25 protein-coding genes and 2 pseudogenes are annotated in these 21,816 nt (G+C 69.8%); 19 read left to right on the forward strand and 8 right to left on the reverse strand.

Annotated elements, in window-relative coordinates; genetic code table 11:
• The first annotated feature begins 187 nt into the window (after window positions 1–187).
• The 4 genes from AC27L3_RS09895 (at window position 188) to AC27L3_RS09910 (ending at window position 3,413) form a co-directional block, all read left to right on the forward strand.
• A complete protein-coding gene (locus AC27L3_RS09895; RefSeq protein ID WP_487233622.1) occupies window positions 188–1,429 on the forward strand; it encodes a cytochrome P450 in 1,242 nt (413 codons plus the stop codon).
• A gap of 292 nt (window positions 1,430–1,721) precedes the next feature.
• On the forward strand, window positions 1,722–2,342 hold the full coding sequence (locus AC27L3_RS09900) for a DUF6230 family protein (RefSeq protein WP_365965394.1): 621 nt from the start codon (window positions 1,722–1,724) through the stop codon (window positions 2,340–2,342).
• On the forward strand, window positions 2,329–2,733 hold the full coding sequence (locus AC27L3_RS09905; RefSeq protein ID WP_487233623.1) for a DUF6114 domain-containing protein: 405 nt from the start codon (window positions 2,329–2,331) through the stop codon (window positions 2,731–2,733). Before AC27L3_RS09900 ends, AC27L3_RS09905 begins: the two co-directional genes overlap by 14 nt.
• Complete coding sequence (locus AC27L3_RS09910; RefSeq protein WP_487233624.1) at window positions 2,733–3,413, forward strand: hypothetical protein; 681 nt, start codon at window positions 2,733–2,735, stop codon at window positions 3,411–3,413. The genes AC27L3_RS09905 and AC27L3_RS09910 overlap by 1 nt, the downstream gene beginning before the upstream one ends.
• Here AC27L3_RS09910 and AC27L3_RS09915 read toward each other — a convergent pair.
• Window positions 3,400–5,319, reverse strand: a complete 1,920-nt coding sequence (locus tag AC27L3_RS09915) for a bifunctional glycosyltransferase 87/phosphatase PAP2 family protein (RefSeq protein ID WP_487233625.1) — start codon at window positions 5,317–5,319, stop codon at window positions 3,400–3,402. The two genes, AC27L3_RS09910 and AC27L3_RS09915, sit on opposite strands and share 14 nt — an antisense overlap.
• 73 nt (window positions 5,320–5,392) lie before the next feature.
• Here AC27L3_RS09915 and AC27L3_RS09920 point away from each other — a divergent pair, with 73 nt between their 5' ends.
• The 6 genes and pseudogenes from AC27L3_RS09920 to AC27L3_RS09945 all read left to right on the forward strand — a co-directional run bounded on the left by AC27L3_RS09920 (window position 5,393) and on the right by AC27L3_RS09945 (window position 8,648).
• On the forward strand, window positions 5,393–6,088 hold the full coding sequence (locus AC27L3_RS09920) for a TetR/AcrR family transcriptional regulator (RefSeq protein WP_487233626.1): 696 nt from the start codon (window positions 5,393–5,395) through the stop codon (window positions 6,086–6,088).
• 24 nt (window positions 6,089–6,112) lie between these two features.
• Window positions 6,113–6,244, forward strand: a pseudogene (locus tag AC27L3_RS09925) (antibiotic biosynthesis monooxygenase family protein); the annotation flags it as partial.
• Window positions 6,245–6,466: 222 nt separating this feature from the next.
• Window positions 6,467–7,000: a hypothetical protein gene (locus AC27L3_RS09930; RefSeq protein ID WP_487233627.1), complete on the forward strand. Its 534-nt coding sequence runs from the start codon at window positions 6,467–6,469 to the stop codon at window positions 6,998–7,000.
• Window positions 7,001–7,023: 23 nt separating this feature from the next.
• Window positions 7,024–7,647, forward strand: a complete 624-nt coding sequence (locus tag AC27L3_RS09935) for a hypothetical protein (RefSeq protein ID WP_487233628.1) — start codon at window positions 7,024–7,026, stop codon at window positions 7,645–7,647.
• Window positions 7,629–8,177, forward strand: coding sequence for a 3-hydroxyanthranilate 3,4-dioxygenase (gene nbaC / locus AC27L3_RS09940; RefSeq protein WP_487233629.1), 549 nt, complete (start codon window positions 7,629–7,631; stop codon window positions 8,175–8,177). Before AC27L3_RS09935 ends, nbaC begins: the two co-directional genes overlap by 19 nt.
• Before the next feature lie 138 nt (window positions 8,178–8,315).
• A complete protein-coding gene (locus AC27L3_RS09945; protein ID WP_487233630.1) occupies window positions 8,316–8,648 on the forward strand; it encodes an antibiotic biosynthesis monooxygenase family protein in 333 nt (110 codons plus the stop codon).
• 81 nt (window positions 8,649–8,729) lie between these two features.
• On the opposite strand, the gene AC27L3_RS09950 is transcribed toward AC27L3_RS09945, so the two are convergent.
• Window positions 8,730–9,101 carry a creatininase family protein gene (locus AC27L3_RS09950; RefSeq protein WP_487233875.1) on the reverse strand — a complete coding sequence of 124 codons (372 nt, stop codon included), beginning with the start codon at window positions 9,099–9,101 and terminating at the stop codon, window positions 8,730–8,732.
• 99 nt (window positions 9,102–9,200) lie between these two features.
• Between AC27L3_RS09950 and AC27L3_RS09955 the strand changes: the two genes are divergently transcribed.
• The 3 genes and pseudogenes from AC27L3_RS09955 (at window position 9,201) to AC27L3_RS09965 (ending at window position 11,148) form a co-directional block, all read left to right on the forward strand.
• Complete coding sequence (locus AC27L3_RS09955; protein WP_487233631.1) at window positions 9,201–9,557, forward strand: VOC family protein; 357 nt, start codon at window positions 9,201–9,203, stop codon at window positions 9,555–9,557.
• Window positions 9,558–9,618: 61 nt separating this feature from the next.
• A pseudogene (locus AC27L3_RS09960) lies at window positions 9,619–9,791 on the forward strand (transposase); the annotation flags it as partial.
• 658 nt (window positions 9,792–10,449) lie between these two features.
• Complete coding sequence (locus AC27L3_RS09965) at window positions 10,450–11,148, forward strand: hypothetical protein (RefSeq protein WP_487233632.1); 699 nt, start codon at window positions 10,450–10,452, stop codon at window positions 11,146–11,148.
• A gap of 35 nt (window positions 11,149–11,183) precedes the next feature.
• Here the strand turns inward: AC27L3_RS09965 and AC27L3_RS09970 are convergent, their stop codons facing one another.
• A complete protein-coding gene (locus tag AC27L3_RS09970; RefSeq protein WP_487233633.1) occupies window positions 11,184–11,324 on the reverse strand; it encodes a hypothetical protein in 141 nt (46 codons plus the stop codon).
• Window positions 11,325–11,409: 85 nt separating this feature from the next.
• Here AC27L3_RS09970 and AC27L3_RS09975 point away from each other — a divergent pair, with 85 nt between their 5' ends.
• The gene (locus tag AC27L3_RS09975; RefSeq protein WP_487233634.1) at window positions 11,410–11,922 is read left to right on the forward strand and encodes a GNAT family N-acetyltransferase; all 513 of its coding nucleotides are present in this window, start codon (window positions 11,410–11,412) and stop codon (window positions 11,920–11,922) included.
• Window positions 11,923–11,929: 7 nt separating this feature from the next.
• Here the strand turns inward: AC27L3_RS09975 and AC27L3_RS09980 are convergent, their stop codons facing one another.
• On the reverse strand, window positions 11,930–14,020 hold the full coding sequence (locus AC27L3_RS09980; RefSeq protein WP_487233635.1) for a DHA2 family efflux MFS transporter permease subunit: 2,091 nt from the start codon (window positions 14,018–14,020) through the stop codon (window positions 11,930–11,932).
• A 251-nt stretch (window positions 14,021–14,271) separates the two neighbouring features.
• Between AC27L3_RS09980 and AC27L3_RS09985 the strand changes: the two genes are divergently transcribed.
• Entirely contained in the window at window positions 14,272–14,979 is a 708-nt protein-coding gene (locus AC27L3_RS09985; protein WP_487233636.1) for an HAD-IA family hydrolase, read from the forward strand.
• 136 nt (window positions 14,980–15,115) lie between these two features.
• Here AC27L3_RS09985 and AC27L3_RS09990 read toward each other — a convergent pair whose 3' ends face one another.
• Window positions 15,116–15,484, reverse strand: a complete 369-nt coding sequence (locus AC27L3_RS09990; protein ID WP_487233637.1) for a cupin domain-containing protein — start codon at window positions 15,482–15,484, stop codon at window positions 15,116–15,118.
• A 112-nt stretch (window positions 15,485–15,596) separates the two neighbouring features.
• Window positions 15,597–16,079: a MarR family winged helix-turn-helix transcriptional regulator gene (locus AC27L3_RS09995; protein ID WP_487233638.1), complete on the reverse strand. Its 483-nt coding sequence runs from the start codon at window positions 16,077–16,079 to the stop codon at window positions 15,597–15,599.
• Between the two features lie 50 nt (window positions 16,080–16,129).
• Here AC27L3_RS09995 and AC27L3_RS10000 point away from each other — a divergent pair, with 50 nt between their 5' ends.
• On the forward strand, window positions 16,130–16,576 hold the full coding sequence (locus tag AC27L3_RS10000) for a MarR family winged helix-turn-helix transcriptional regulator (RefSeq protein WP_487233639.1): 447 nt from the start codon (window positions 16,130–16,132) through the stop codon (window positions 16,574–16,576).
• Between the two features lie 11 nt (window positions 16,577–16,587).
• On the opposite strand, the gene AC27L3_RS10005 is transcribed toward AC27L3_RS10000, so the two are convergent.
• Both AC27L3_RS10005 and AC27L3_RS10010 read right to left on the reverse strand, forming a co-directional pair.
• Window positions 16,588–16,995: a hypothetical protein gene (locus AC27L3_RS10005; RefSeq protein WP_487233640.1), complete on the reverse strand. Its 408-nt coding sequence runs from the start codon at window positions 16,993–16,995 to the stop codon at window positions 16,588–16,590.
• Window positions 16,996–17,117: 122 nt separating this feature from the next.
• Window positions 17,118–17,876: a GntR family transcriptional regulator gene (locus AC27L3_RS10010; RefSeq protein ID WP_487233641.1), complete on the reverse strand. Its 759-nt coding sequence runs from the start codon at window positions 17,874–17,876 to the stop codon at window positions 17,118–17,120.
• Window positions 17,877–18,264: 388 nt separating this feature from the next.
• Between AC27L3_RS10010 and AC27L3_RS10015 the strand changes: the two genes are divergently transcribed.
• The 3 genes from AC27L3_RS10015 (at window position 18,265) to AC27L3_RS10025 (ending at window position 21,809) form a co-directional block, all read left to right on the forward strand.
• Complete coding sequence (locus AC27L3_RS10015; protein ID WP_487233642.1) at window positions 18,265–18,534, forward strand: DUF6255 family natural product biosynthesis protein; 270 nt, start codon at window positions 18,265–18,267, stop codon at window positions 18,532–18,534.
• A 116-nt stretch (window positions 18,535–18,650) separates the two neighbouring features.
• The gene (locus AC27L3_RS10020) at window positions 18,651–19,064 is read left to right on the forward strand and encodes a hypothetical protein (protein WP_487233643.1); all 414 of its coding nucleotides are present in this window, start codon (window positions 18,651–18,653) and stop codon (window positions 19,062–19,064) included.
• A 12-nt stretch (window positions 19,065–19,076) separates the two neighbouring features.
• Window positions 19,077–21,809 (forward strand): KGGVGR-motif variant AAA ATPase, encoded by a 2,733-nt coding sequence (locus AC27L3_RS10025; protein WP_487233644.1) that lies wholly within the window; start codon window positions 19,077–19,079, stop codon window positions 21,807–21,809.
• Window positions 21,810–21,816: the final 7 nt, after the last annotated feature.

Here is a 21,816-nt window from a genome sequence, read left to right on the forward strand (position 1 = left end):
TGGCAGTCTTACGAGCCCCACCGCCGGGCACAAGGGGTGCGCAGGCCGCTCCGGCAAGGGAACGCGCCATCACCCTTGCCGTCGCGGGCCGGTCTCACTACCGTCGGACGACACAGTTCTGACGGAGCGTCAGACATCTCACGGGACGGCTCCGTCAGTCATCGGCGGTTCATTGGCGGTGGTGGCCATGTCCTCCTGTCCCGCGCTGCCCGACGGCTTCGACCTCACCGATCCCGACCTGTACCGGCAGCGCCTTCCCCTGCCGGAATTCGCGCTGCTGCGGCGTACGGCGCCCGTCGCCTGGATCGCCCAGCCGCCCGGGGTCTCGGGCTTCGGCGACGCGGGGTACTGGGCGGTGACCCGGCACGCCGACGTCAAGGAGGCGTCCACCCGGCCGGAGGTCTTCTCCTCCTCCCGCAACACCGCCATCATCCGCTTCAACCCGCGCATCCGGCCCGAGCGCATCGACGCCCAGAAGCTGATGATGCTCAACATGGACCCGCCCGAACACACCCGCGTCCGCCGCATCGTCCAGCGCGGCTTCACCCCGCGGGCGATCCGCGCCCTGGAAGGCGCCCTGCGCGAACGGGCCCGGGCCATCGTGGCCGCCGCCGGCGAGCGCGGCAGCGGCGACTTCGTCACCGACATCGCCTGCGAACTGCCCCTGCAGGCCATCGCCGAACTCATCGGCATCCCCCAGGACGACCGGTCCCGGATCTTCGAGTGGACCAACCGCATGATCTCCTACGACGACCCGGAGCTCGCGGTGAGCGAGGAGAGCGGCACCCGCTCGGCCGCCGAACTCATCGCCTACGCCATGGCACTGGCCGCCGACCGCACCCGCTGCCCGCGCCGGGACATCGTCAGCGCCCTGGTCGCCGCCGAGGACGAGGGCAACCTCGCCTCCGACGAGTTCGGCTTCTTCGTACTGATGCTGGCCGTCGCGGGCAACGAGACCACCCGCAACGCCATCAGCCACGGCATGCACGCCTTCCTGACCCACCCCGATCAGTGGGAGCTCTACCGCAGCCGGCGCCCGGCCACCGCCGCCGAGGAGATCGTGCGCTGGGCGACACCGGTGGTCTCCTTCCAGCGCACGGCGACCTGCGAGACGGAGCTGGGCGGCGTACGGATCGGGCCGGGCCAGCGCGTCGGCCTGTTCTACGCCTCCGCCAACCACGACCCGGAGGTCTTCACGACGCCGGGCGCCTTCGACATCACCCGCGACCCCAACCCCCACCTCGGCTTCGGCGGCGGGGGCCCGCACTTCTGCCTGGGGCGCTCGCTGGCGGTGCTGGAGATCGGCCTGATCTTCGACGCCATCGCCGACACCCTGCCCGGCATCCGCCTGGCCGCGCCACCGCGCCGCCTGAGATCCCCCTGGCTGAACGGCATCAAGGAACTCCGCGTCCACTACCGCGCCCCGTAGGGCCTGTCCGGCGGTTCGGGCAGCGCCCCTCAGGGGCGCGGGGAACTGCGCGACAAGCCCCGACGCGCCCGCAGACGAACGCGCCGTGCCGCACCCAGGCGGCGGCGCGGCCGCCCGCGCCAACTCCCCTTTCGGCCAAGGCCATCGGTCCATACCTGAACCCTTGTCAGCCGCATGCACCGGACTTACCCTCGGGTACACCTTTCCGGGACGGCGCCTGCGCGCCAGGTCGCGCACCGCAGCGCCCGCTCCCCCATGCACCACTCACCTCACTCGTCGAGGGGACATCCGCATGAAGGACGCTCAGGGAAGACAGGTGACGGGCCGGGTCAGGTGGCGCAGGTTCGCCGTGCTGGCCGTGCCGGGTTTCGCCGCCACCGCCGCACTGGCCGTCGCCCTCTCGCAGGGGGCGCTGGCCGCGTCGTTCGCCGTTTCGGGCCAGGAATTCAAGGTGGGGGCCTCCAGTATCGAGGGCCTCGGCTTCGCCCAGTACGGCGGCATCGACAAGAACGCGCGCGGCAAGCTGCTGCCGGTCGCCGTGACCGCCATCAAGAAGGCCACGATCCACGACCTGTGCCAGTCGGTCGTCACGAGCCTGCCGGTGATCGGCGACATCTCCCTCAGCCTCACCGCCGGCAAGGGCGGCAACCCGGTGGAGGCGGAGAACCTCTTCCTCGACGCCACCCACATGGGGGGCAACGCCACCTTCGAGGACATCGAGATCGGCCGCGACGCCTCGACCCTCAACAAGGGCCCCGCCTCGGCCCAGGGCCTGCAGGACGCCTTCGGGCAGCAGGCGAAGTCCATCAAGATCGACAATGTGCAGCAGGTCGCCTGGGCGACCACCGCCGGGAAGTTCAAGCTCTCCGGCCTGAGCATGGACGTCAAGCTCGGCAAGCATGAGTGCTTCTGACCTCCGGCGGCGCTGGCGGCTGTGGCGCAAGGGCCGTCCGTTCTGGGGCGGCCTGGCCGCCGTCCTGGCGGGCGCCGAGATCTGCGTCATTCCGCTGGCCCCGCTGAAGGTCATGCTGGAGCAGGGCATCGCGGGCGTGCCCGGGGTGCTCATGGGCCTGGTCATGATCGTGATGGGCCTCTCCGCCTGGTTCGCCCCGCAGTACCGGGCCCTGGCCGGGATCCTCACCGTCCTGGTCGCCACCGCGACCCTGGTGATGTCCAACCTCGGCGGGTTCCTCATCGGCACGATCCTCGGCAACGTCGGCGGCGCCATGATCTTCGCCTGGCAGCCGGTGCCGGCCGGTGCACGAGGCGCGCAGGAACGTTCTCCCTCCCCCAAGGAGTCCTGATGCCGTTACGCACGCACGCCCTCATGACCGCCGGTGCCGCGCTCGCCGCGGCCGCCGCCCTGACCCTGGCCGGCAGCGGCCCGGCCGGCGCCACGGCCGCCGACGAGGCCGGTCCCACCACCGTCCGGCCCGCCGGCCACGCGTTCGCCGCCACCCTCAACGGCGAGGTCACCCTCAGAGCCGGCTCGCTCACCGTGACCTGTACGACGTCCTCCTCCGCGCCCACCGCCGGCAGCGACGTGAACCACGTACCCGCGGCCCCCGGCAACACCAATGCAGCCGGCCCGGTCGTCAGCAAGGCCAACGCGCCCACCTTCTCCGACTGCAGCTCCAGCCTGCCCGGCGTGAACATCACCATCACCACGACCGGCACCTGGGACATCGCCATGCAGCACGGCTCCCCCGACACGGCCTCGCTCACCGCGCCCGCCGGCGGCATGGTCCTCAAGAGCAGCGGACTGGCCAACTGCACGGTCACCGCCTCCCCCGACGCCCCCGCCCTGATCCCGGCGACGTACACCAACGGCGCGCCCTCGCAGATCACCGTCACCGACGCCGCGGTCCCGGTGAGGATCGAGGGAGGCTTCGGCTGCCCGACGACCGCCACGTCGGCAATCTTCAACGCCACGTACGACGTCACGGACGTCACGGACCCCTCGTCGCAGATCACGGTCGGCTGAGCAGCCGGGCCGGGGGCCTCGCCGCCTCCGGCTCGCGCACCACCTCGGACGTCCCGCTGCGTGCCCCGGGGATCGCCCCGAGCGCCGGCCGTCCCGGACCCGTCAGCGCGTACTGCAGGGCGAACCCGCAGGCCACCACGAGCGCACCGCCGACCGCGTCCAGCACGTAGTGGTTGGCGGTGCCGACGATCACCGACAGGGTCAGCAGCGGATAGACCATGCCGGCCCAGCGCAGCCACCGCCTGCGTGTCACGACCGCGATCACCACACCGCACCACAGCGACCAGCCGATGTGCAGCGACGGCATCGCCGCGTACTGGTTGGACAGGTCGGTCAGCGCCCCGAAGTCGGGGTTGGACAAGTCCTGCGGGCCGTTGGCGGTGTCGACGAAGCCCAGGCCCGGCATCAGCCGCGGCGGGGCCAGCGGGTAGAGCCAGAAGCCGGCGAGCGCCATCAGCGTCGCGAGGGCCAGCGCCGTACGCGCCCAGCGGTAGGTCGCCGGGCGGCGCCAGTACAGACAGCCCAGCACGCACATCGGCACCAGGAAGTGGAAGGTGCCGTAGTAGTAGTCCATGGCGTCCGCGAGGCCGCCGCGCCCGGCCACGAAGTGGTTGAAGGCGTGCTCGACGTCCAGGTGCAGGAACTCCTCGGCGCGCAGGATCTGCCGCCCGTGGTACTCCGCCGTGCCGCGGGAGTCGGGGGCCTGGGCGCGGATGTAGGAGTAGACCCAGTAGCCGACCCGTATCAGCATCAGCTCCAGCAGCAGGTTCGGACGGTTGAGGGCGCGCTTGAAGAAGCGCAGCAGCGGCACCCACCTCGCGCGGCCGCGCTGCGGCTCGGCGACGGGAGTGGGCTCGGGGGCGTCCCACTCGGCGCAGGAACGCGGCAGGAACGGCACCACGCAGGCCGTGACCAGCGCCGCGAGCAGCGGCGCATGCCGGCCGACGGGCCCGAGGACGGGGTTCGGCGGGACGAGGACGACACTGGGCAGCGTCGTCACGAGCACCACCAGCACCGGCCACGCCAGCCGGTCGGCGCGCCGGCGGCCGACGCGGCCCACCGCGGCCATCAGGATCCACAGCTGCTGGTGCGGCCAGGCGGTCGGCGAGACGGCGAGCGCCGCACAGCCGGTGACGGCGGTGGCCAGCAGCACCTGCCCGTCCCCCGCGTAACGGGCGGCCCGGCGCAGCGCCACCACGACCACGACGGCGCCCACCATCGCGTACAGGCCCAGCTCCACCGGCCCGTGCAGGCCGGCGCGCGGCAGCAGCCCGTGCAGCGACGCGGCGGCCGCCCCGCCCGGGCCCGTGCCGGCGACGTGGTGCGCCCAGTACGTCCACGAGGCGTCCGGCAGGGCCGCCCAGGCCAGCGCCGTGCAGACGGCGAAGACCACGCCGGCGGTGACGGCGGCGCGGCAGCGCCCCGTCAGCCACAGCAGGGGCGCGAACAGCAGCGCCGCCGGCTGCAGCGCGGCGGCGATCCCGGTGAGCACGCCCGGGGCCCGGCCACGGGGCGGGCAGCAGCCCAGCAGGACCAGCAGCACCGGGACGATGCCGCTCTGCCCGAGGGCGAAGCCGTGCCGCACGGGCAGCGAGACGACGGTCAGGACGACGGCGAGCGGGGCGAGCGCCCAGGGGGCGCGCCCGCCCGGGGGGCGGGGCGCGGCCCGCGCCGCGACCAGCGCGACGGCGACGGCCGCAAGCAGCATGCCCGGCGTCCCGTCCAGGGGCCCGAGGACCAGCCCCGCGAACGGGGTGCCGATCAGGTGCTCGCCGCCGTGCAGGACCCCCGTCCCGTGGAACAGCACGGCCACGGCCCGGCGTACGAACGGCAGCCCGGCCACCAGGCACAGCGCCCCCAGGACCACGCCGACCCGCGAGACCGCCCTCCGCTCCGCATCCGCCACTGCTCCGCCGCTCCTCCGAAAACTCCCACAGGTCGCCTGATTCCAACGCTCCCGGGGCCGTTAGGGTGCGGTCATGAGCACCAGCGGACGTACGACGGGACCCGGGGACGACGCGACGCGAGCAGGCGCCCCGCCGCTGCGGGCCGACGCCCGGCGCAACCGGGAGCTGCTGCTCGCCGCGGCCCGGGAACTGTTCGCCGAGCAGGGCCTGGAGGCCCCCCTGGACGAGATCGCCCGCCGCGCCGGCGTCGGCAACGCCACCCTCTACCGGCGCTTCCCCACCCGCGAGGCCCTCATCGAGGCGGTCTTCCACGAGTCCCTCGCCCAGGTCATGGCCATGGGCGAACAGGCCCGCCGCGGCGAGGACGCCATGGCCGCCCTCACCTCCTACATGGAGCGCATCTTCCAGGGCCTGGCCGCCGACCGTGGCGCGATCGAACTGATGACGACGACCATCGAGGCCGGCGAGAGCCTCGCCGCGCTGCGCCGGCACAACCACGAGACGGTCAGCGAGCTGGTCCGCAGGGCCCAGGAGCAGGGTACGGTGCGACCGGACGTCGTCGCCGAGGACCTCCTGCTCCTCCTCGCCGCTCTCGGCAGCTGCGTCCCCTCCGCCGACGCCGTCTCCCCCGGCTCCTGGCGCCGCCACCTGGCCCTTCTCCTGGACTCCCTGCGCACGGCCCCCACCACCCCCCTGCCGGCGCCGCCCCTGACCATGCCGCAGGTGGAGGACGTCCTCGCCGATCTGGGCGGCGGCCGCCGCGGCTGAGGCGGCCTGCGGCAGGATGACCCCATGAGCATCGTGAAGATCAACGTTCTGACCGTCCCGGCCGAACAGCGCGAGGTACTTGAGCAGCGCTTCGCCTCCCGCGCGGGGGCCGTGGAGAACTCCGACGGCTTCGAGTGGTTCGAACTTCTGCGCCCGCAACAGGTTCGCTGATGTACCACTACTGACACAGGCGTGGTGTCGATGGGCTGACAGGTTGGGCAGATGGGCGTGCGGGCCTTCCGCGCGGTGTGGAAGGTGTATGCGTCGGCGCATGAGAGCGAGCGTGTGCGGTGGGTGCGCGCCAACGAGCCAGGGGCGTCCGGTCCCTGCGTGGGTAGCAAAGGTGGCGACAGCGTCTCGGGACACTCTGGAGGATTCATGGTCGGCAGGCGCGGTTCGGCACTGGCGTTGACTTCGCTGGTCGTGGCGGGCTCGGTGGTATGCGCCCCGGCCAGCCAGGCCAACACGGGGCATAGCGGCGGTATCACCTGCGCGGGTGCCTTCAGCAACGCTTACGACCCGCCCCTGACCCTTGCGCCTCAGACAGCCGGCATCCACTCCGAGGCCCGGTACACGTGTACCGTCGCACCCGGCCGCACCGTACCCGCCACCGGCTCTCTCGACGCGGTGGCGCCGAGAGCGTCCTGCGTTGCGGTAACCGCACCACGCGCCACGGAGACCGTCCGGTATGCCGACCACCACCGGTCGTTGATCGTCTACGACCGTGCCACTGCGGCCTATGTCGCGGGCGTCCTCGTTGTCAGGCTGTCGGGCCGGGTGACCGAGGGTCGTGGCGAAGGGCAGTTCGCGCAGCGAACCGTGACCACGCTGCCCAGTCAGCTGCCTACGGAGTGCCTGGCTTCCGGCCTGCGGGGAGACCACGGTGGCGTCGAGCTGGACATCCAGCCGTAGCCCCCGCGGAAGGGTCTGCCTCGATGAGTCCTCTGGACAGCAGCGGCAATACCGGAGCCGAGCTGGTCAAAGAGGCGATACAGCGTCAACTGAATCGCAGCGGTAACACCTTGCTGTGCGGGCTGGAACCCCTCGATGATGCCGAATTCTTCGCCGAGGGTCCGAGCGGGGCCTCCGCTGCGTGGTCGGTGGGACACCTGGCATGCGTGTGCGATCTCTTCTCGTCATGGTTCGACCATGGGGAGGTCGTCCTGGAGGAGTCCTTTCACCAGACGTTCAACGAATTGGGTATCGGCCTGCCCAGTGGTGTCAGCAAGGCTGCAAAAGTGAATCGTGAGAGGTTCTCCAAGGAGCTGCTGTTCGCGTGCTTCCGGCGGGCCCAGATCAAGGCGCTGCGCACCCTTGCGGCCTTCGATGTGCGGCTCTGGAACGCCGCCGGCCCTCCGGCTGCCCCGGACACGCTGCTGACCTGTGGCGCTGTGTGGGAACACCTGGCGGTCCACACCTACTGGCACTTGGGCGAGCTGTCCGGAAGCATGCCGCGCTTCTTCGGCACGTACACGCTGAACACGCTGCCGCACTTCTTCTACGAGCCGCCCGGAAAAGGAGGTGCGGTATGCGGGACCGATTGGACGTCGTCAACGTGATCCAGTGGGCCCTCGACAGTGCCGCCGCCGGTGAGAAGCCGGTGATGCACCACGAGCTCCTCTGGAACGACGGATTCATGGTCGCGCTTTTCGACGGCCCCAGTCCGCCCGGCAGGAGCGACTTCCACATCAACGCTTCCCCGGAGCTTTTCTACCAGGTCCGCGGAGAGCTGATCAGCCGCGTGCGCGAGGACGGAGAATTCCGCGACCTCCTGATCCGGGAAGGCGAGATGTTCCTGGTTCCCCCTCGGGTGCCTCACCTGAACATCCGAACCGAAGGGAGCGTCGGGCTCGTCATCCACCGAAGCCGTGCAGCGGACGCCACCGAGGCGATCGTGTGGTATTGCGAGCAGTGCAACCATGAGCTGTATCGCGAGGAGTACGTCCACAAGGACGTGCAGCGACAGGTACCCGCGTTCATCGACGCGTTCCACCGCTATGAGGAACGCCGCACGTGCTCACAGTGCGGGACGGTCAAACCGGTGCCCGCTGAAGTGGTGCAGCGTTGCCACGGAAGCTCGGTCCGCTGACGATCAACCCGACGCTCGCCAAGGGCCTCACCCTGCCGGATCCGATAAACCGTCCATCAGCCCCTGCGACACCACGTCCACAAGGTCAGTAACTCGCCCCTGACCGGGCTGTCGACAGGAGTGGGGCAAGATGACCCCATGAGCATTGTGAAGATCAACGTTCTGACCGTCCCGGCCGAACAGCGCGAGGTACTTGAGCAGCGCTTTGCCTCCCGCGCGGGGGCCGTGGAGAACTCCGACGGCTTCGAGTGGTTTGAGCTCCTTCGCCCGGTCGAGGGAACCGACACCTACTTGGTCTACACGCGCTGGCGCAGCGAAGAGGACTTCCAGGCATGGATGGAGGGCCCCATGAAGGCCGCGCACCAAGGCGGCGGGGAAGGCGCCCCCAAGCAGCGCCCGGCGGCCTCCGGGTCAACCCTGTGGAGCTTCGAGGTCATCCAGCAGGCGGGCCCCAAGAACAGCGGCGCCTGAGCATCCCACGCTGCCGGTGGAGGCCCCGGCTGTCGTATAGCGGGGCCCAACCCACCGGCAGCCAGTTGAAGAACGCGTATGTCAGCTGGGCGCGATCGCCCCTAGGGTGGGCCTGAGCGGACCGCGAGAAGCTGTCCAAGATCGCCTTGCCCTTGGCTGCCGTGGCGAGCGAGGGTTGCCCGATGATGCCGTTCGTCGTGTAGCCGGCCATGCCCAGGGTGAGCAGGTACGGGCGGCTGGGGCCGAGTGGTCGTCCCCGTCGATACCGTCTCGCACGAGGTGTGGGGCGCCGTGGAGGAGCAGGGAGACCTCGAACTCTCCGCCGTGCATGTCCTCGGCACTGCTGTTCTCCAGCTCGGCGTCGGCGCGGGCCCGGGCGCGGCAGATGCGCCGGGTCCGCTGGGCCATGTCTACTCGATCACGAGCAGGGCGAGATAAGCGGTGCGGCTGCATGAACCGTGCCGGACAGGCGTAGCCGTGCTTGTCATAGCGGGCGGCCACGGCCCGGAACTGTCACCAGGTGTACTGACACGACCCTCAACAGCCCTTCATATGATCGAGGGCATGAGCAACTTCACGATGGTCGAGTTCCCCACCACGTCGGCTCGGGAATCCGCAGAGTTCTTCGGGGCCGTCTTCGGCTGGGCGGGGACGCCGTACGGCCCGGAGTACATTGATGTGGACTGCGGCGGCGGAGTCAGCCTCGGCTTCCAGCAGGACCACTCGGAAGCCCCGGCCGGGCCGCTCGCCGTGATCCAGGTGAACGATCTGGAGGCGACGCGAGCCGCGGTCCTCAAGGCGGGCGGCACCATCACGGCCGAGGCGTTCGACTTCCCCGGCGGCAGGCGCTTCCATTTCCGGGAGCCGGGTGGCAACGAGCTTGCCGCATGGACCCCGACGGGGCGGTGAACCACCTCGGCCCAAGCCATGCTTCTCCGCTCATCCGACTCATCCGACTCGTTGGCCTGGTATGACTGGTCGCGGTGATCCGACGGACGAGGAGTGGGCTCGCTTGGAGTCGCTTCTGCCGGTGAGCAACGGACGTTGCGGCAGGTGGCGGCATCACCGACAGGTGATCGACGGGGTTCTGCACCGGGTGCGGACCGGGGGCAGTGGCGTGACCTGCCCGAGGGGTTCGGCCCCTGAAAGACCGTGCACAAAAGGCATCTGCTGTGGTCTGCGGACGGCACCTGGTAGCGGCTCCTGCAGCAGGTCCACTGCCGCATTGGCTGGAGGTCACACCAACCGACTCGGCGGGGCGGCCGGACGCTCAGCCACGGCGATGGCAGGTGCGAGCGGAGCGTCTCCGCCGGGCTTGGCCACAGCGCGGCAGCAGCCGGCTCCCCCTCAGCCAGGGCCGGGTGGTGCGGTCTCCTTACGCTGCCGCAGTGGTGACGGCGCGAGAACGGCGGCCAGCCTCCCACGGTCGTGCATTGCGAGCGCCGGACCCGCGCCCCCCACCTGTCCCCTCGTAGCCGGCCATGTTCTGACCTGCGCCACGACGAACCTGCCGTCGGCGAAGTACCGCTAGCGCTCTCTGGCCGGGGCCGCTCCACTTGGTGCCGGTCCGGTCGTCTTCGCGGCTCAGGGGGCTGGGCCGGGTGTGGGGGTGGATCGGCTACTTCTCGGCGCGCTGCGCGCCTGTGGACGTTTGCGATTTGATAACAGCGGGCTGGGGCACAGGAGAGCGTGCTCCTGGCGAACCCTGCCGGGCGCTGCGCGTTGCCCACAGAGATGGGAAGGCGCAGGCTGGATGCAGGGGATTCCGTCGCTTCTTCGCTGATCGGAGACATCAAGCGAGGTGAATGAAGCCATGACGGGAAAAGAAATACTTGTGAGCCTCATTCCGCTTCTGGCTCCCGTATTGACGGGCTCGATGGGCGCCCTCGGCATCCTCATCAAAGATCGCCGCAATGAAAAGAATTTTGACCTTCGACTTCGACGGCAAGTTGAAATAGGTCAAGCGCAAGTTCAATTCATTCAGGCATGGATACAGGCTCGTCAACTGCTGGGTCCACTTGAGGACGATTTGCGCCCGGCCCGCGACTGGCTGGACAGATGTTACGCAGCGGTCGAAGCTTCTCGAAAGAAAGTGGAACCTCCGAAGAAGGCCCCCGTTCTACGCCGATTGCTCCTGATCCGGCCGCTTCATGGAGTGGCTGCCCAGGTGTGGCGAGTCTTCTACTGGCTGACTTTCATATGGTGCAACGTTTATGTGGTCATGGCCATATGGGGAGTTGCGGACATGATCAAAGGGGTGCCGGATTCCGGGTACTTGATCATAGGTAGCGTCTTCTATGCCGCCATCCTTGCAGCGTGTGCGGCAGGCATGCGGGCTGCCTCCGCGCATTGTGACCGAGAAGCTCAAAAGCCAGTTTCAAAGCCGCCATTGTCTGCCCATGGGAATGAAGGTCGGACTCCTCATACGAGCGACAGGTCAGCCGCGACGCCGCATTGGTCTCCGCGCACGCCGTCCGACAAGCCTGAGCAAGGGGCCTAGCCAGGGACGGGACAGCCTGACGAGTACCGCCCGGGTCAGCCGTCGGCGTCCCCGGAGGAATCGCCGGTGGAGGAGCTCCCACGCTTACGCTTGCTGCCGCCGCGCAGTACCGAAAGCAGTACGTCGGCGATCACGGACACCACCCGCATCCAGCGCGGCACATCGCTGCCTTCCATGATCGACATCGTAGTGCCGCCCGCCCCGCCCCGGCCGCCGGAAAAGCAGCTGCCCCCTCGCGGCCGCCGTGCGACGATCCGCGCCATGACGAGCGCACCCACCCCCCGTTGGACCATCACCGAGCAATCCGCGACCTCCCCCGAGGCGGCCGTGTTGCTGCGGGAGTACCTGACCGACGTGGCCGATCGCTGGCACCTTCGGGAGGACGGGCGGCCGTGCACCCCCGAGGAGATCGCGGGGTATCTGGCCGGGATGGCCGACGACGACATCACCCCGCCGCGGGGCGTGCTGCTGGTGGGCCGGGACGGCGCAGGAGAGCCGGGCGGGTGCGTGGGGGTGCGGCGGCTCGACGCGCGTACGGCCGAGTTGACGCGGATGTTCGTACGGCCCGGGCACCGGGGGCGCGGTGGGGCGCCGGCGCTGCTGGCGGCCGCGGAGGCCGCGGCGCGGGCGTGGGGTGCGGGGCGGATGGTGCTGGAGACGCGGCGGGATCTGACCGAGGCGCGGGCGCTGTACGCCCGGCACGGCTACGCGGCGATCGCGCCGTACTGCGCGGGGCCGTACGCGGAGGTGTGGCTCGGCAAGGAGCTCGGCTGAGGGCCGCTCAGCGGCGGTGGTCGCCCTTCACGCCGCGCGCATCGTCGTCGCGCGGCTGTTCGGCGTCCGAGCCGCACAGTTCGGTGCTGAGTTCGTGGACGAGCGCCTGGAGGTCGTGGGGCCGGTCCTTGGCCGTCCACCAGTCGCCGAGCAGTTCGGCGAGCATCTCCTCCCGGGCCCGGAAGAGCAGTTGGGCCTCCAGCTTGCCGGCCTCGGTGAACAGCAGCACCGGTCCCTCGCGTGCGACCAGTCCGCGCGTTTCGAGTTCGCGGGCGGCCTCGGTGACGACGCGGACGGGGATGTCCGCGCGTTCGGCGAGGAGCGGGGGTTCGGCGTGGCCGTCGCGGTGGATGCGCAGGAGCATCCAGCTGGCGGCGGGGCGCAGGTCGAGCCCGGCGCGGTCGGTGATCTTCACATAGATCCGGCGCCGGCCCTCGCGGCTGCCCAGCAGGGACAGGGCGCGGGCGACCTCGTCGTGCGAGGAGCGTTCGACGGGGTTGCTGGAGACGACCTCGCTGGCGTCGGGGGCGGTGACGCTGGCGCGCAGGGGTTCCTCGCGCAGCAGCCAGGCGAGGGCGAAGGCGAGGAGCGCGGGGGGCACCGCGTAGAGGAAGACGTCGGTGATCGACTGGGAGTAGGCGGCGAGGACGGCGCCGCGGCGGGCGGCGGGCAGCCGGTGCAGGGCGTGCGGGTCGGCCTGCAGGGTGGCCGGTCCCAGGCCGGGCGGCAGGGGGACGCCGGTGAGGGCGGCGGCGATGCGCGGGCCGAGCTTGTTGGCGAAGATCGTGCCGAAGACGGACACGCCGAACGAGGCGCCGATGGAGCGGAAGAACGTCGCGCCCGAGGTGGCGACGCCGAGGTTCTCGTACCCGACGGAGTTCTGCACGATCAGCACGAGGACCTGCATGACCAGGCCGAGCCCGAAGCCGAAGACGAAGAAGTACAGGCTCGTGGTGGTGGTGCTCGTGGCCGGGTCGAGCTGGTGCAGCAGGAGCAGGCCGACGACCGTGACGGCGGTGCCGGCGATGGGGAAGACCTTGTACCGGCCGGTGCGGCTGACGATCTGGCCGGAGCCGGTGGAGGCGATGAGCATGCCGGCCACCATCGGCAGCATGTGCACGCCCGACATCGTCGGCGAGACGCCCTGGACGACCTGCAGGAACGTCGGCAGGTACGTCATCGAGCCGAACATCGCGAAGCCGATGACGAAGCCGATGACCGAGCACAGCGCGAAGGTGCGCAGCCGGAACAGGCCCAGCGGCAGCACGGGTTCGGCCGCGCGCCGTTCGACGCGCACGAACGGCACCAGCAGCGCCACGCCCAGCACGCCCAGCCCGATGATCTGCCAGGACGCCCAGGGGTAGGTCGTCCCGCCCAGGGAGGTCATCAGCACCAGGCAGGTGGCCACCGCGGCGATCAGGCAGGTGCCCAGGTAGTCGATGCGGTGCGGGCGGCGGACGGCGGGGATGTGCAGGACGGCGGCGATGACGGCGAGCGCGACGACGCCGACGGGCAGGTTGATGTAGAACACCCAGCGCCAGCTGAGGTGGTCGACGAACAGGCCGCCCAGCAGCGGGCCGAGCACGCTCGTCCCGCCGAAGACCGCGCCGAACAGACCCTGGTAGCGGCCGCGGTCCCGGGGCGGGACGATGTCGCCGACGATCGCCATCGACAGCACGATCAGGCCGCCGCCGCCCAGGCCCTGCAGCGCGCGGAAGGCGATGAGCTGGGGCATGTTCTGGGCGATGCCGCACAGGGCCGAGCCGACCAGGAAGATCACGATGGCGGTCTGGAAGAGCTTCTTGCGCCCGTACTGGTCGCCCAGCTTGCCCCACAGGGGCGTCGCCGCGGTCGAGGCCAGCAGGTAAGCGGTGACCACCCAGGACAGGTGCTCCAGTCCCCCGAGGTCGCTGACGATCGTCGGCAGGGCGGTGGAGACGATCGTCTGGTCGAGCGCCGCCAGCAGCATGCCCAGCAGCAGGGCGCCGATGGCCACGCGCACGGTGCTCTGCGACCGTCCCTCGCCGGGCGCGCCCACCGCCGCCGGTGCGGGCGGGGATGCGGCGGCCTCGGGGGGCCTCGGGGTGTCCTGGGCCATGGCCAGCTCCTCCCGAACGGGGGTGCGGTGCGTTCGGCCGGCCCACGTCACTCGGCCGGCGCCGGTCGCCGGCTTCCATGGTCGCCCGGATGGCCGTCCGCGGCTCGCCGGGCTAGGCCGACCAGGGCCGTTGGCGCTGCGGCCGCCCGTTTTGTATCTTTGAGAAACAAAGTGGCTCCGCCCGCACTCCCTGACCGGCGGGTGGAGCCGCTTGTTCTCCCCCGCGCTCCGCCAGGCCCCTGGAGGCCCCGATGACCGCCCACGCCCGCGCCGAGACCCCCGCAGGCGCCACGCTCACCGCCCGCGCGCTCCTGCTGGACATGGACGGCACGATCGTCAACTCCGACGCCGTCGTCGAGCGCTGCTGGCGCCGCTGGGCCGCCGAGCACGACCTGGACGGCGACGCGGTCATGAAGGTCGTCCACGGCCGCCAGGGCTACGCCACCATGGCCGTCCTGCTGCCGGAGCGCCCCATGGAGCTCAACCACGAGGACAACCGGCGCATGCTCGCCGCCGAGACCGCCGACGTCGACGGCGTCGTCCCCGTCCCCGGCGCCCCCGCCTTCCTGGCCGCCCTCGCCGGCCTCCCCCACGCCCTCGTCACCTCCGCGGACCGCGCCCTGTCCGAGGCCCGCATGACGGCCGCCGGCCTGCCCATGCCGCCGGTGCGCGTGACCGCCGAGTCGGTCGGCGCCAGCAAGCCCGACCCCGAGGGCTTCCTCAAGGGCGCCGCGGAACTGGGCTTCGCCCCCGAGGACTGCATCGCCTTCGAGGACTCCGAAGCCGGCATCACCGCCGCCAAGGCCGCCGGCATGCGCGTCGTCGGCATCGGCCCCCGCGCCGCCGCCCACGCCCCGGACGTCGCGGTCGCCGACCTGACGTCGGTACGGGTGGAACGCGGCACGGACGGGCGGATCACCCTGCGGATCACGGGGATCACGGAGACCGAGACCCCGTAAGGGGCGCGGGAACTGCGCGACACGCCACGACGCACCCGTGGGCGCAGGTGGAGTGCCGCGCACACCTCGTCCGCCGGACGGGCTCCGGCCCCGCGGGCGGGTCCGCCGGTCGGGCGGCCCCGCCCCGGACGTCACCTCACGCCGCCTCCTCGGCCGTGACGTGGCTCATCGTCCGCTCCAGGGCCTCCACCGGGGAGAAGACGAAGAACTCGCTGTCCTCGACCGCCCGGGGCGAGTGCCCCGGCGGCCAGTAGAACGTCTGCCCCGTCTCGTACGTCTCCTCGCCCTGCGCCGTCCGCAGGGCGATGCGCCCCTTGGTGATGCAGCCCCAGTGCGGGCACTGGCACATGTCGTCCTCAAGCCCCTTGAGCCGGGGGCTCAGGTCCGCGCCCTCGGACGCGCGCATGTACAGCACGCTCATGTCGCCACCGAGCTGCTGCGTCCGGATCTCGACTCCGCCGCCCGTGAACGTGACGGGCGTCTCGTCCCATGTCGTCGACGTCATGGCCGCACTCCTCGCGCTGCTGCCCCTTCTCTCACGATAGGCACGCGCGAGCGCATGCGCAGCCCCGGCCATGCGCCGCTACCGAGGGTTACCCCTCTCACCCCGCATCCCCCTACTTCCCCTCCCCCTCCATCACTTGCCCGAACGAGGCGACGAACGCCGTGATGAGCCGGGCGAATTCACTGCGGTCGGATTCCGGCCAGGCCGCCATCGCCTTGCCGAAGACGGCACGGCGGACCCGGTGCGCCCGCTGCAGCTGCTCCTTGCCCGACGCGGTCAGTTCGAGCAGCGTGCGCCGGCGGTCGGCGGGGTCGGCGTGCCGGGTCAGCAGCCCGTCCTCCACGGCCCGCAGCACCAGGCGGCTGGCCCGCGGCTGGTCGACGCCGAGCGCGGCGGCGACATCCGTGACGGTGCAGGAGCGGCCGCGCTCCTCCACCGCGTCCAGCACCCCGAACAACGTGGGATCCACCACCTGACGCCCGCCCTCGGCGGACGCCAGCCGCGCCAGCGAACGGCGCGTCTGACTGCGGCGGATCGCCACCATGGCCCGCTCGACGGCGGCAACGGCTTCTTCTTGCTGGTCACCCTTCGACATGCATGCTAGTTTACAACTGTTGCAATAACGCATACATAAGGGGGACCCTCATGACCACCCAGGACACTGCCCTGCCCGACGTCCGCGTCCACCGCCCGCTCGGTTACTGGCTCAAATCCATCGACCGCTCCATCGAGGAGAGCTTCGCCCGCCTTCTCGCCGACGAGAACCTCACCCGCCGCGGCTGGCAGGTCCTCAACACGCTCTCCTACGAGCCGGCCACGGTGCCCGACGTCGACAGGACGATGGCGGCCTTCCTCTCCCCCACCGAGCCGACGATGCGCCCGTACGTCGAGACCCTGACCGCCCGGGGCTGGGCCCGCCCGATGGACACCGGCACATTCGAACTGACGGAGGCGGGCCGGGCCGCCCACCGCCGGATCTCCGACCGCACCGGAGTCGAACGCGCCCGCATGATGCAGTGCCTCACTCCGGACGAGTACGGCGTGCTGATGGACCTCCTCCAGCGCCTGGCGACGCACCTCGACGTCGCTTGACGACCACGACCCTAACCCGCCGAGCACAGACCGTCATTGGGGCAGAACATCACCCAGGTGTAGTTGTAGCCACTGCGGATGGTCACGGGATTCGGGGTGGGGCCGTCATTGATGTACGACCCCGGGTCGGGCGTGGCCGTGAAGGTGACCGTCGTACCGACCGGGAAGGTCGCGGTGCAATTACCCGTCGGGTTGGGCGGCGGATCGGTGGACGTGTACGGGTCCCACGCCTGCGTGTGGCAGTTGATCCCCGCGGGCACGCTGGTGATCGTCCCGCCACCCCAGCCGTCGCTGATCCACGCGGACAGTTGAGCGGTGGACTGCGCCTGAACCGGAGCGACGGAGGCCATGGCGACGGCCGTCACGAGTGCGGTGACGACTCCCGTCGCACGCCAGGCGCCGTGCGTCTTCCTCCTCATGGCAGGCTCCTCGGATCGAAGATGCCGACCCCTACGACCAGCGTATTCACCCGTCCGGAGAGCTGCTATGCGAATGCGGCACCCGCCGCGCCCTTCCCACCGACGCCTTCCCGCCCCCGGCTTCACGCATCGAACTCGTACTCCAGGACGTACGACGCGGAATCCAGCGTCATCTCGCTGAACTCCACGGCCCGGCCTCCTTCCGCGAAAGCCGTGCGGCACATCTGGATGACGGGGGTGCCGGAGGACAGGCCGAGTTCGGCGGCCTCCTCGGTGGAGGGCATGCGGGAGCGGAGTTCTTCGCGGAAGCGGACCGGTGCGCAGCCGAGCTCCGCGAGGCGGGCGTAGGTTCCTCCGGGGCCCGTGTCCTCGCGGGTCACGGCCGAACCGGCGACGAGTTCGGACGGCAGGTAGGAAACGGCCGTCTGGACCGGTTTTCCGTCCAGCAGGAATCGGCGGCTGCGGACGCAGACGGTCGCCGTCGGGGACAGTCCCAGCGCCGTGGCGACGTGTTCGGGAGCCGTGCGCTCCGTGACCTCCACGCGGTCGACGACGAGAGCGCGTTCTCCCAGGTCGGCCGACCAGATGGACTGCCCGGAGCCCCAGTTGCCACCGCTCAGCCGCTGAATGCCGTGCCGCCGCAGCGGATGGAACGACCGCACGAAGACGCCGGCGCCCTTCCGGGCCTCGGTGATGCCCTCGTTCTGCAGTACTCCGAGCGCCTGCCGGGCCGTCATCCGCGCCACGTTGTAGGCGGCCATCAGCTCGTTCTCGCCGGGCAACCGGTCACCGGGGGCGTATTCGCCCGCCTGGATCGCGTCGCGCAGTTCGGTTGCGATCCTCTGGTACTTCGTACGGCGGACAGAGCCCTGCTCGGCCATCGGGTGATCACCTCTCCTCCCTGGACAGCCTACGGGCGCCCCGCCCACCGACCCGACCGGGTATCCCCAACCCCTTTGGTTTGCGAGCCGGTTGACTTCTCTAGAGAGAGAATGCTTCACTGATACTTCTCTAGAGATAAATGCTCAGGGCGCCTTCTCCGTGTTCTTCTACCTTTTACCGTCGCGGAGTCAAAGTGTGTGATGACACCAGTCCGATGCAGCCTGCCGCAAAACCTTCACAGGGAACCGGCCAGGCTCCACCGCCCCCGCCCTGCCTCCGCTGCAGGGAGATCAAGGCCCGCCGCTACACCGCCGTCCGGCAGGGCGACCGGAAGACGGCCGAGGCCATGGCCACTGCCCTGGGGCTGCACCTGAGGGCGGCGCACTCGTGAGGCGGCCGGCACGGCGGGCACGGCGGGCACGGGCCGTACGGGCGTTTCCCGGGCGGCCCACGAAGAAGGCGGCGCGCTGTGCGCACGCCCAGGCGGCCTGGACGCTGATCGGGGGCATCGAGTCCTGCCGTCAGTGCGGTACGCAGCGCTTCGCGGACTACCGCGCCCTCGCCCTGGCCCTGGAGCTGCCGGAGCGAACGGTGCCGAGCGCGCCCACCACCGTCGGTGCGGGTCACAGCGCCTGGCAGGTCGCCTCGGCAAGGTGATCCCCCGCAGCTCCCGTAGGCGGCCATGAGGCAACCGAACTACGTGCACCGTATTGCCGGTTCAGCATCCGTTCATGTGGTCCGAAAATCGGCAGTGCGGCTGGCATACTCCCCCCATGGTGCTTCAGGTGGGGGTCAGGGCACTCCAGCGACGACGGGATCAGCTGAGCGACAGCGCGGAAACGGTGTACACGGAAGGGGACGGGGCCACGGCCTGCCTGCTGACGTTCTACGCCGCAGAGTGCGGCCTCAAGGAGCGGCTGCTGGCCCGGCGCGGCCTTCGTGACTCCTCCGGATTGGATCCCACACACGACCTGCGCAAGCTGGCCAAGGACCTCCGGCTGCCACGCCACCTCGGCGAGCGCCTGAATCGTCTTCAGAGTTGTCGGTTGCACCCACCCACGCGCGGCTCCGTGGCTCTGGCCGATCTGCACCAGGCATGGCGCTATGGTGCGAAGTTGGACGCGGCGGATGAGAAGGAAGCCCATGAGACGCTCCGCACCCTGGTCAGCTGGTGCGAGCAGGATTGAGGAGTAGGACCCATGGCCGATCTGCACGACCTGGAGGGGCCGACTCCTCCCGAGCACCTCTTCACCTGGGTCGATGTCGACGAGCATCTCACTCTCCTGGCCGCCGACGGCCGATGGCCGTCGTGGCTGCTGGCTGCGGACGGCTGGTGGGACGGCCTGGAGCTCGTCGTCTCGCGCGGCACGGCCGTCGAGCAGGTGAAGGGATGGCTCGACCGGGCATTCGGCGCCGGTTCGACCGAATGGCGTGACGGCGAGATCATGCTCGGCTTGGACGACCCGCGGGTGCCCGGGTTCACGGGCATTCCCGTGGTTCTCAGTCGTGAGCAGGACCACGCCGAGCAGCCCCGTCGCGTACCCCTGCTGCGTGAGAAGCACATCACGCCGCACCTGGCTCAGCCGCTGGACCGGCCGAACGACGAGCGCTTCACCGGTGACGTGCAATTCGTGGCGTTCCACTCCTTCAAGGGCGGCGTCGGGCGCACGGTTCACGCTGTAGCCATGGCTGATGCGGTGGCTCGACGTGGCGGCAGCGTCCTGCTGGTCGATGCAGACCTCGAGGCCCCGGGCATCACCTGGATGCACAAGGCTCAAGGGGGACAACTCGACTTCTGCTACACCGATTTTCTGGCTCTGCTTCAGGGCTCGGAAGACGGTGGCTGGTCGACGGCGGTCGACATTGCGGCGGCGTACCTGCCGAACCAGCAGGTGGGCCGTTACCCCGGTGCCGGCCGGATAACGGTCGTCCCGACGAGCAGGGGGCCACTGCTCAGCCCCGCCCGGATCGAGCCGGCGGATCTGCTCACCCCTGGACGCTCGCCGTACTTCCTCACCGAGGCGCTGGCCGCGCTCGCCGCACGCGTGAAAGCAGACACCGTTGTGGTGGACCTTCGCGCGGGTGCGTCCGAGCTGTCCGCTCCTGTGCTGCTCGATCCGCGGGTACAGCGCATCTTCGTCACCACTCTGAGCCATCAATCCCTCGCGGGCACGGAAGGACTGCTCCGACAGCTGGGGCGCCGCGCTCCGGCCCTTCATCGGAAGGATCCCGCCAGTTCCGTCATCATCACCCAGTACCGACCTGACGTACACGCTGCGGAAGCGGAACGGGCGCGAGACGAGCTCGGCGATGCCTTGTTCACGACGCTGCGGCAATCCGGGGACACGGACGAAGGTACGGATCAGGTTGATTCCGGGCTGCTGTCCAGGCCCGTGCTGAGCCCGTTCCGTGAAGAACTGCTGGCCCTGCCCTCGGGATGGGACGCGGTCTTGCAAGTCGTGAACAGCTGCAAGGTGTCCGAGGTTCTGGACCCCATCATTCCGGCTCCGGAACCGATCGCGACCGAGTCACGGGAAACGACGGAGGAGTCCGCGGACGCCGTCGACTACACCGCCCTGCGCAGGAACTTGGCGGCCAAGGCGAAGCAGCTCGTCTACGCAGAGAACGAAGCGCTGTCGTCCGCCAGCGGCTTCCTGGTGACCGAACCTCTGCGGCGCCTACTGGGAGACCACCGCACGGAATCCCCCATCGTCCTGGTGGTCGGGGCGAAGGGAGCGGGGAAGACCTTCCTGCATGGCAAGGCGTGCACGTCCCGATCCTGGGACAGGTTTGCCGAACAGTCCCACGTCGAGGGCGTTCGCCTGGATGCCCCCATCGTTCCCGTCCTGGAATCTGCGAATCTGCAATTCAACGACTTCACCACTCAGGATCTGAGGGACTCTTTCGCAAGCCGGCATGGCAGTGGACAGAGCGAGGCGGGAGCCAAGATTTCCGACCGGTTGAAGCGTGCACTTTCCACGCTGGGCAGCGAGGACGATCTCGGGTGGCGTGATCTGTGGCTCGAGTGTCTCGCTGCAGCAGCCGGGGTGCTTCCGCCTGACGACGGTGACGTCGAGGGAGCCCTCACCGATCTCGGCAAACGCACACGCGCGGTATTCGTCATCGACGGGCTCGAGGATCTCCTGCAGACCCTTGACCGCGAAGTCAAGCGCACCGCACTGCGAGTCCTTCTCATCGATGTTCTGGGGTGGTTGCGGTCGCTCCGTGGCCGCCCTCTCGGGCTGGTCGTATTCGTGCGTCGCGACCTGGTGACACGAGCGGTGCGGCAGAACAGTGGGCAGCTGCTGGCCCGGTACGCCCCCTACGAGCTCCGCTGGGACAAGGAGGAAGCCCTCCGACTCGCGTTGTGGGTGGCTGCCGAGGCGAATGCTCTTCCGCACCCCGTGGACAGGGCCGACATCACCGAGCTGCCCAACGAAAGGCTGGTCGAGTCCCTCATTCAACTGTGGGGGCGCAAAATGGGTTCGAAGAAGTCACGGGAAGCGCGCTCCCATCTGTGGGTCCTGGCCGCTCTCAGCGATTTCCACAACCAAGTACAGGCAAGGGATGTGGTGACATTCCTCGCCGAGGCGTCACGGCTCTCCATCCCACCCAGCAATTTCGAAGATCGCGTTCTGGTTCCCAGCGCCATGCGCAATGCGCTCCTCGAATGCAGCAAGAGCAAGATCGACTCCATCCAGACCGAGAACCAGGAAATCGGCGCCCTGCTGACCGATCTGCAGAAATTTGAGGCGGTCACCGTCCCCTTCGAACTGAAGACGGTGAACCTCAATGTAGAGCAGGCGGAATTCCTGGTCGATTCCGGCGTATTCCTCAGGGACAAGGACGGCCGTTACCGGGTGCCGGAGATCTACCGCTACGGGCTCGGCTTCGGCAGCGAAGGCAGGGCGAAGGTCCTGGGACGTCGCTGAAATCCGA

This window comes from Streptomyces sp. PKA51, from assembly GCF_057552455.1.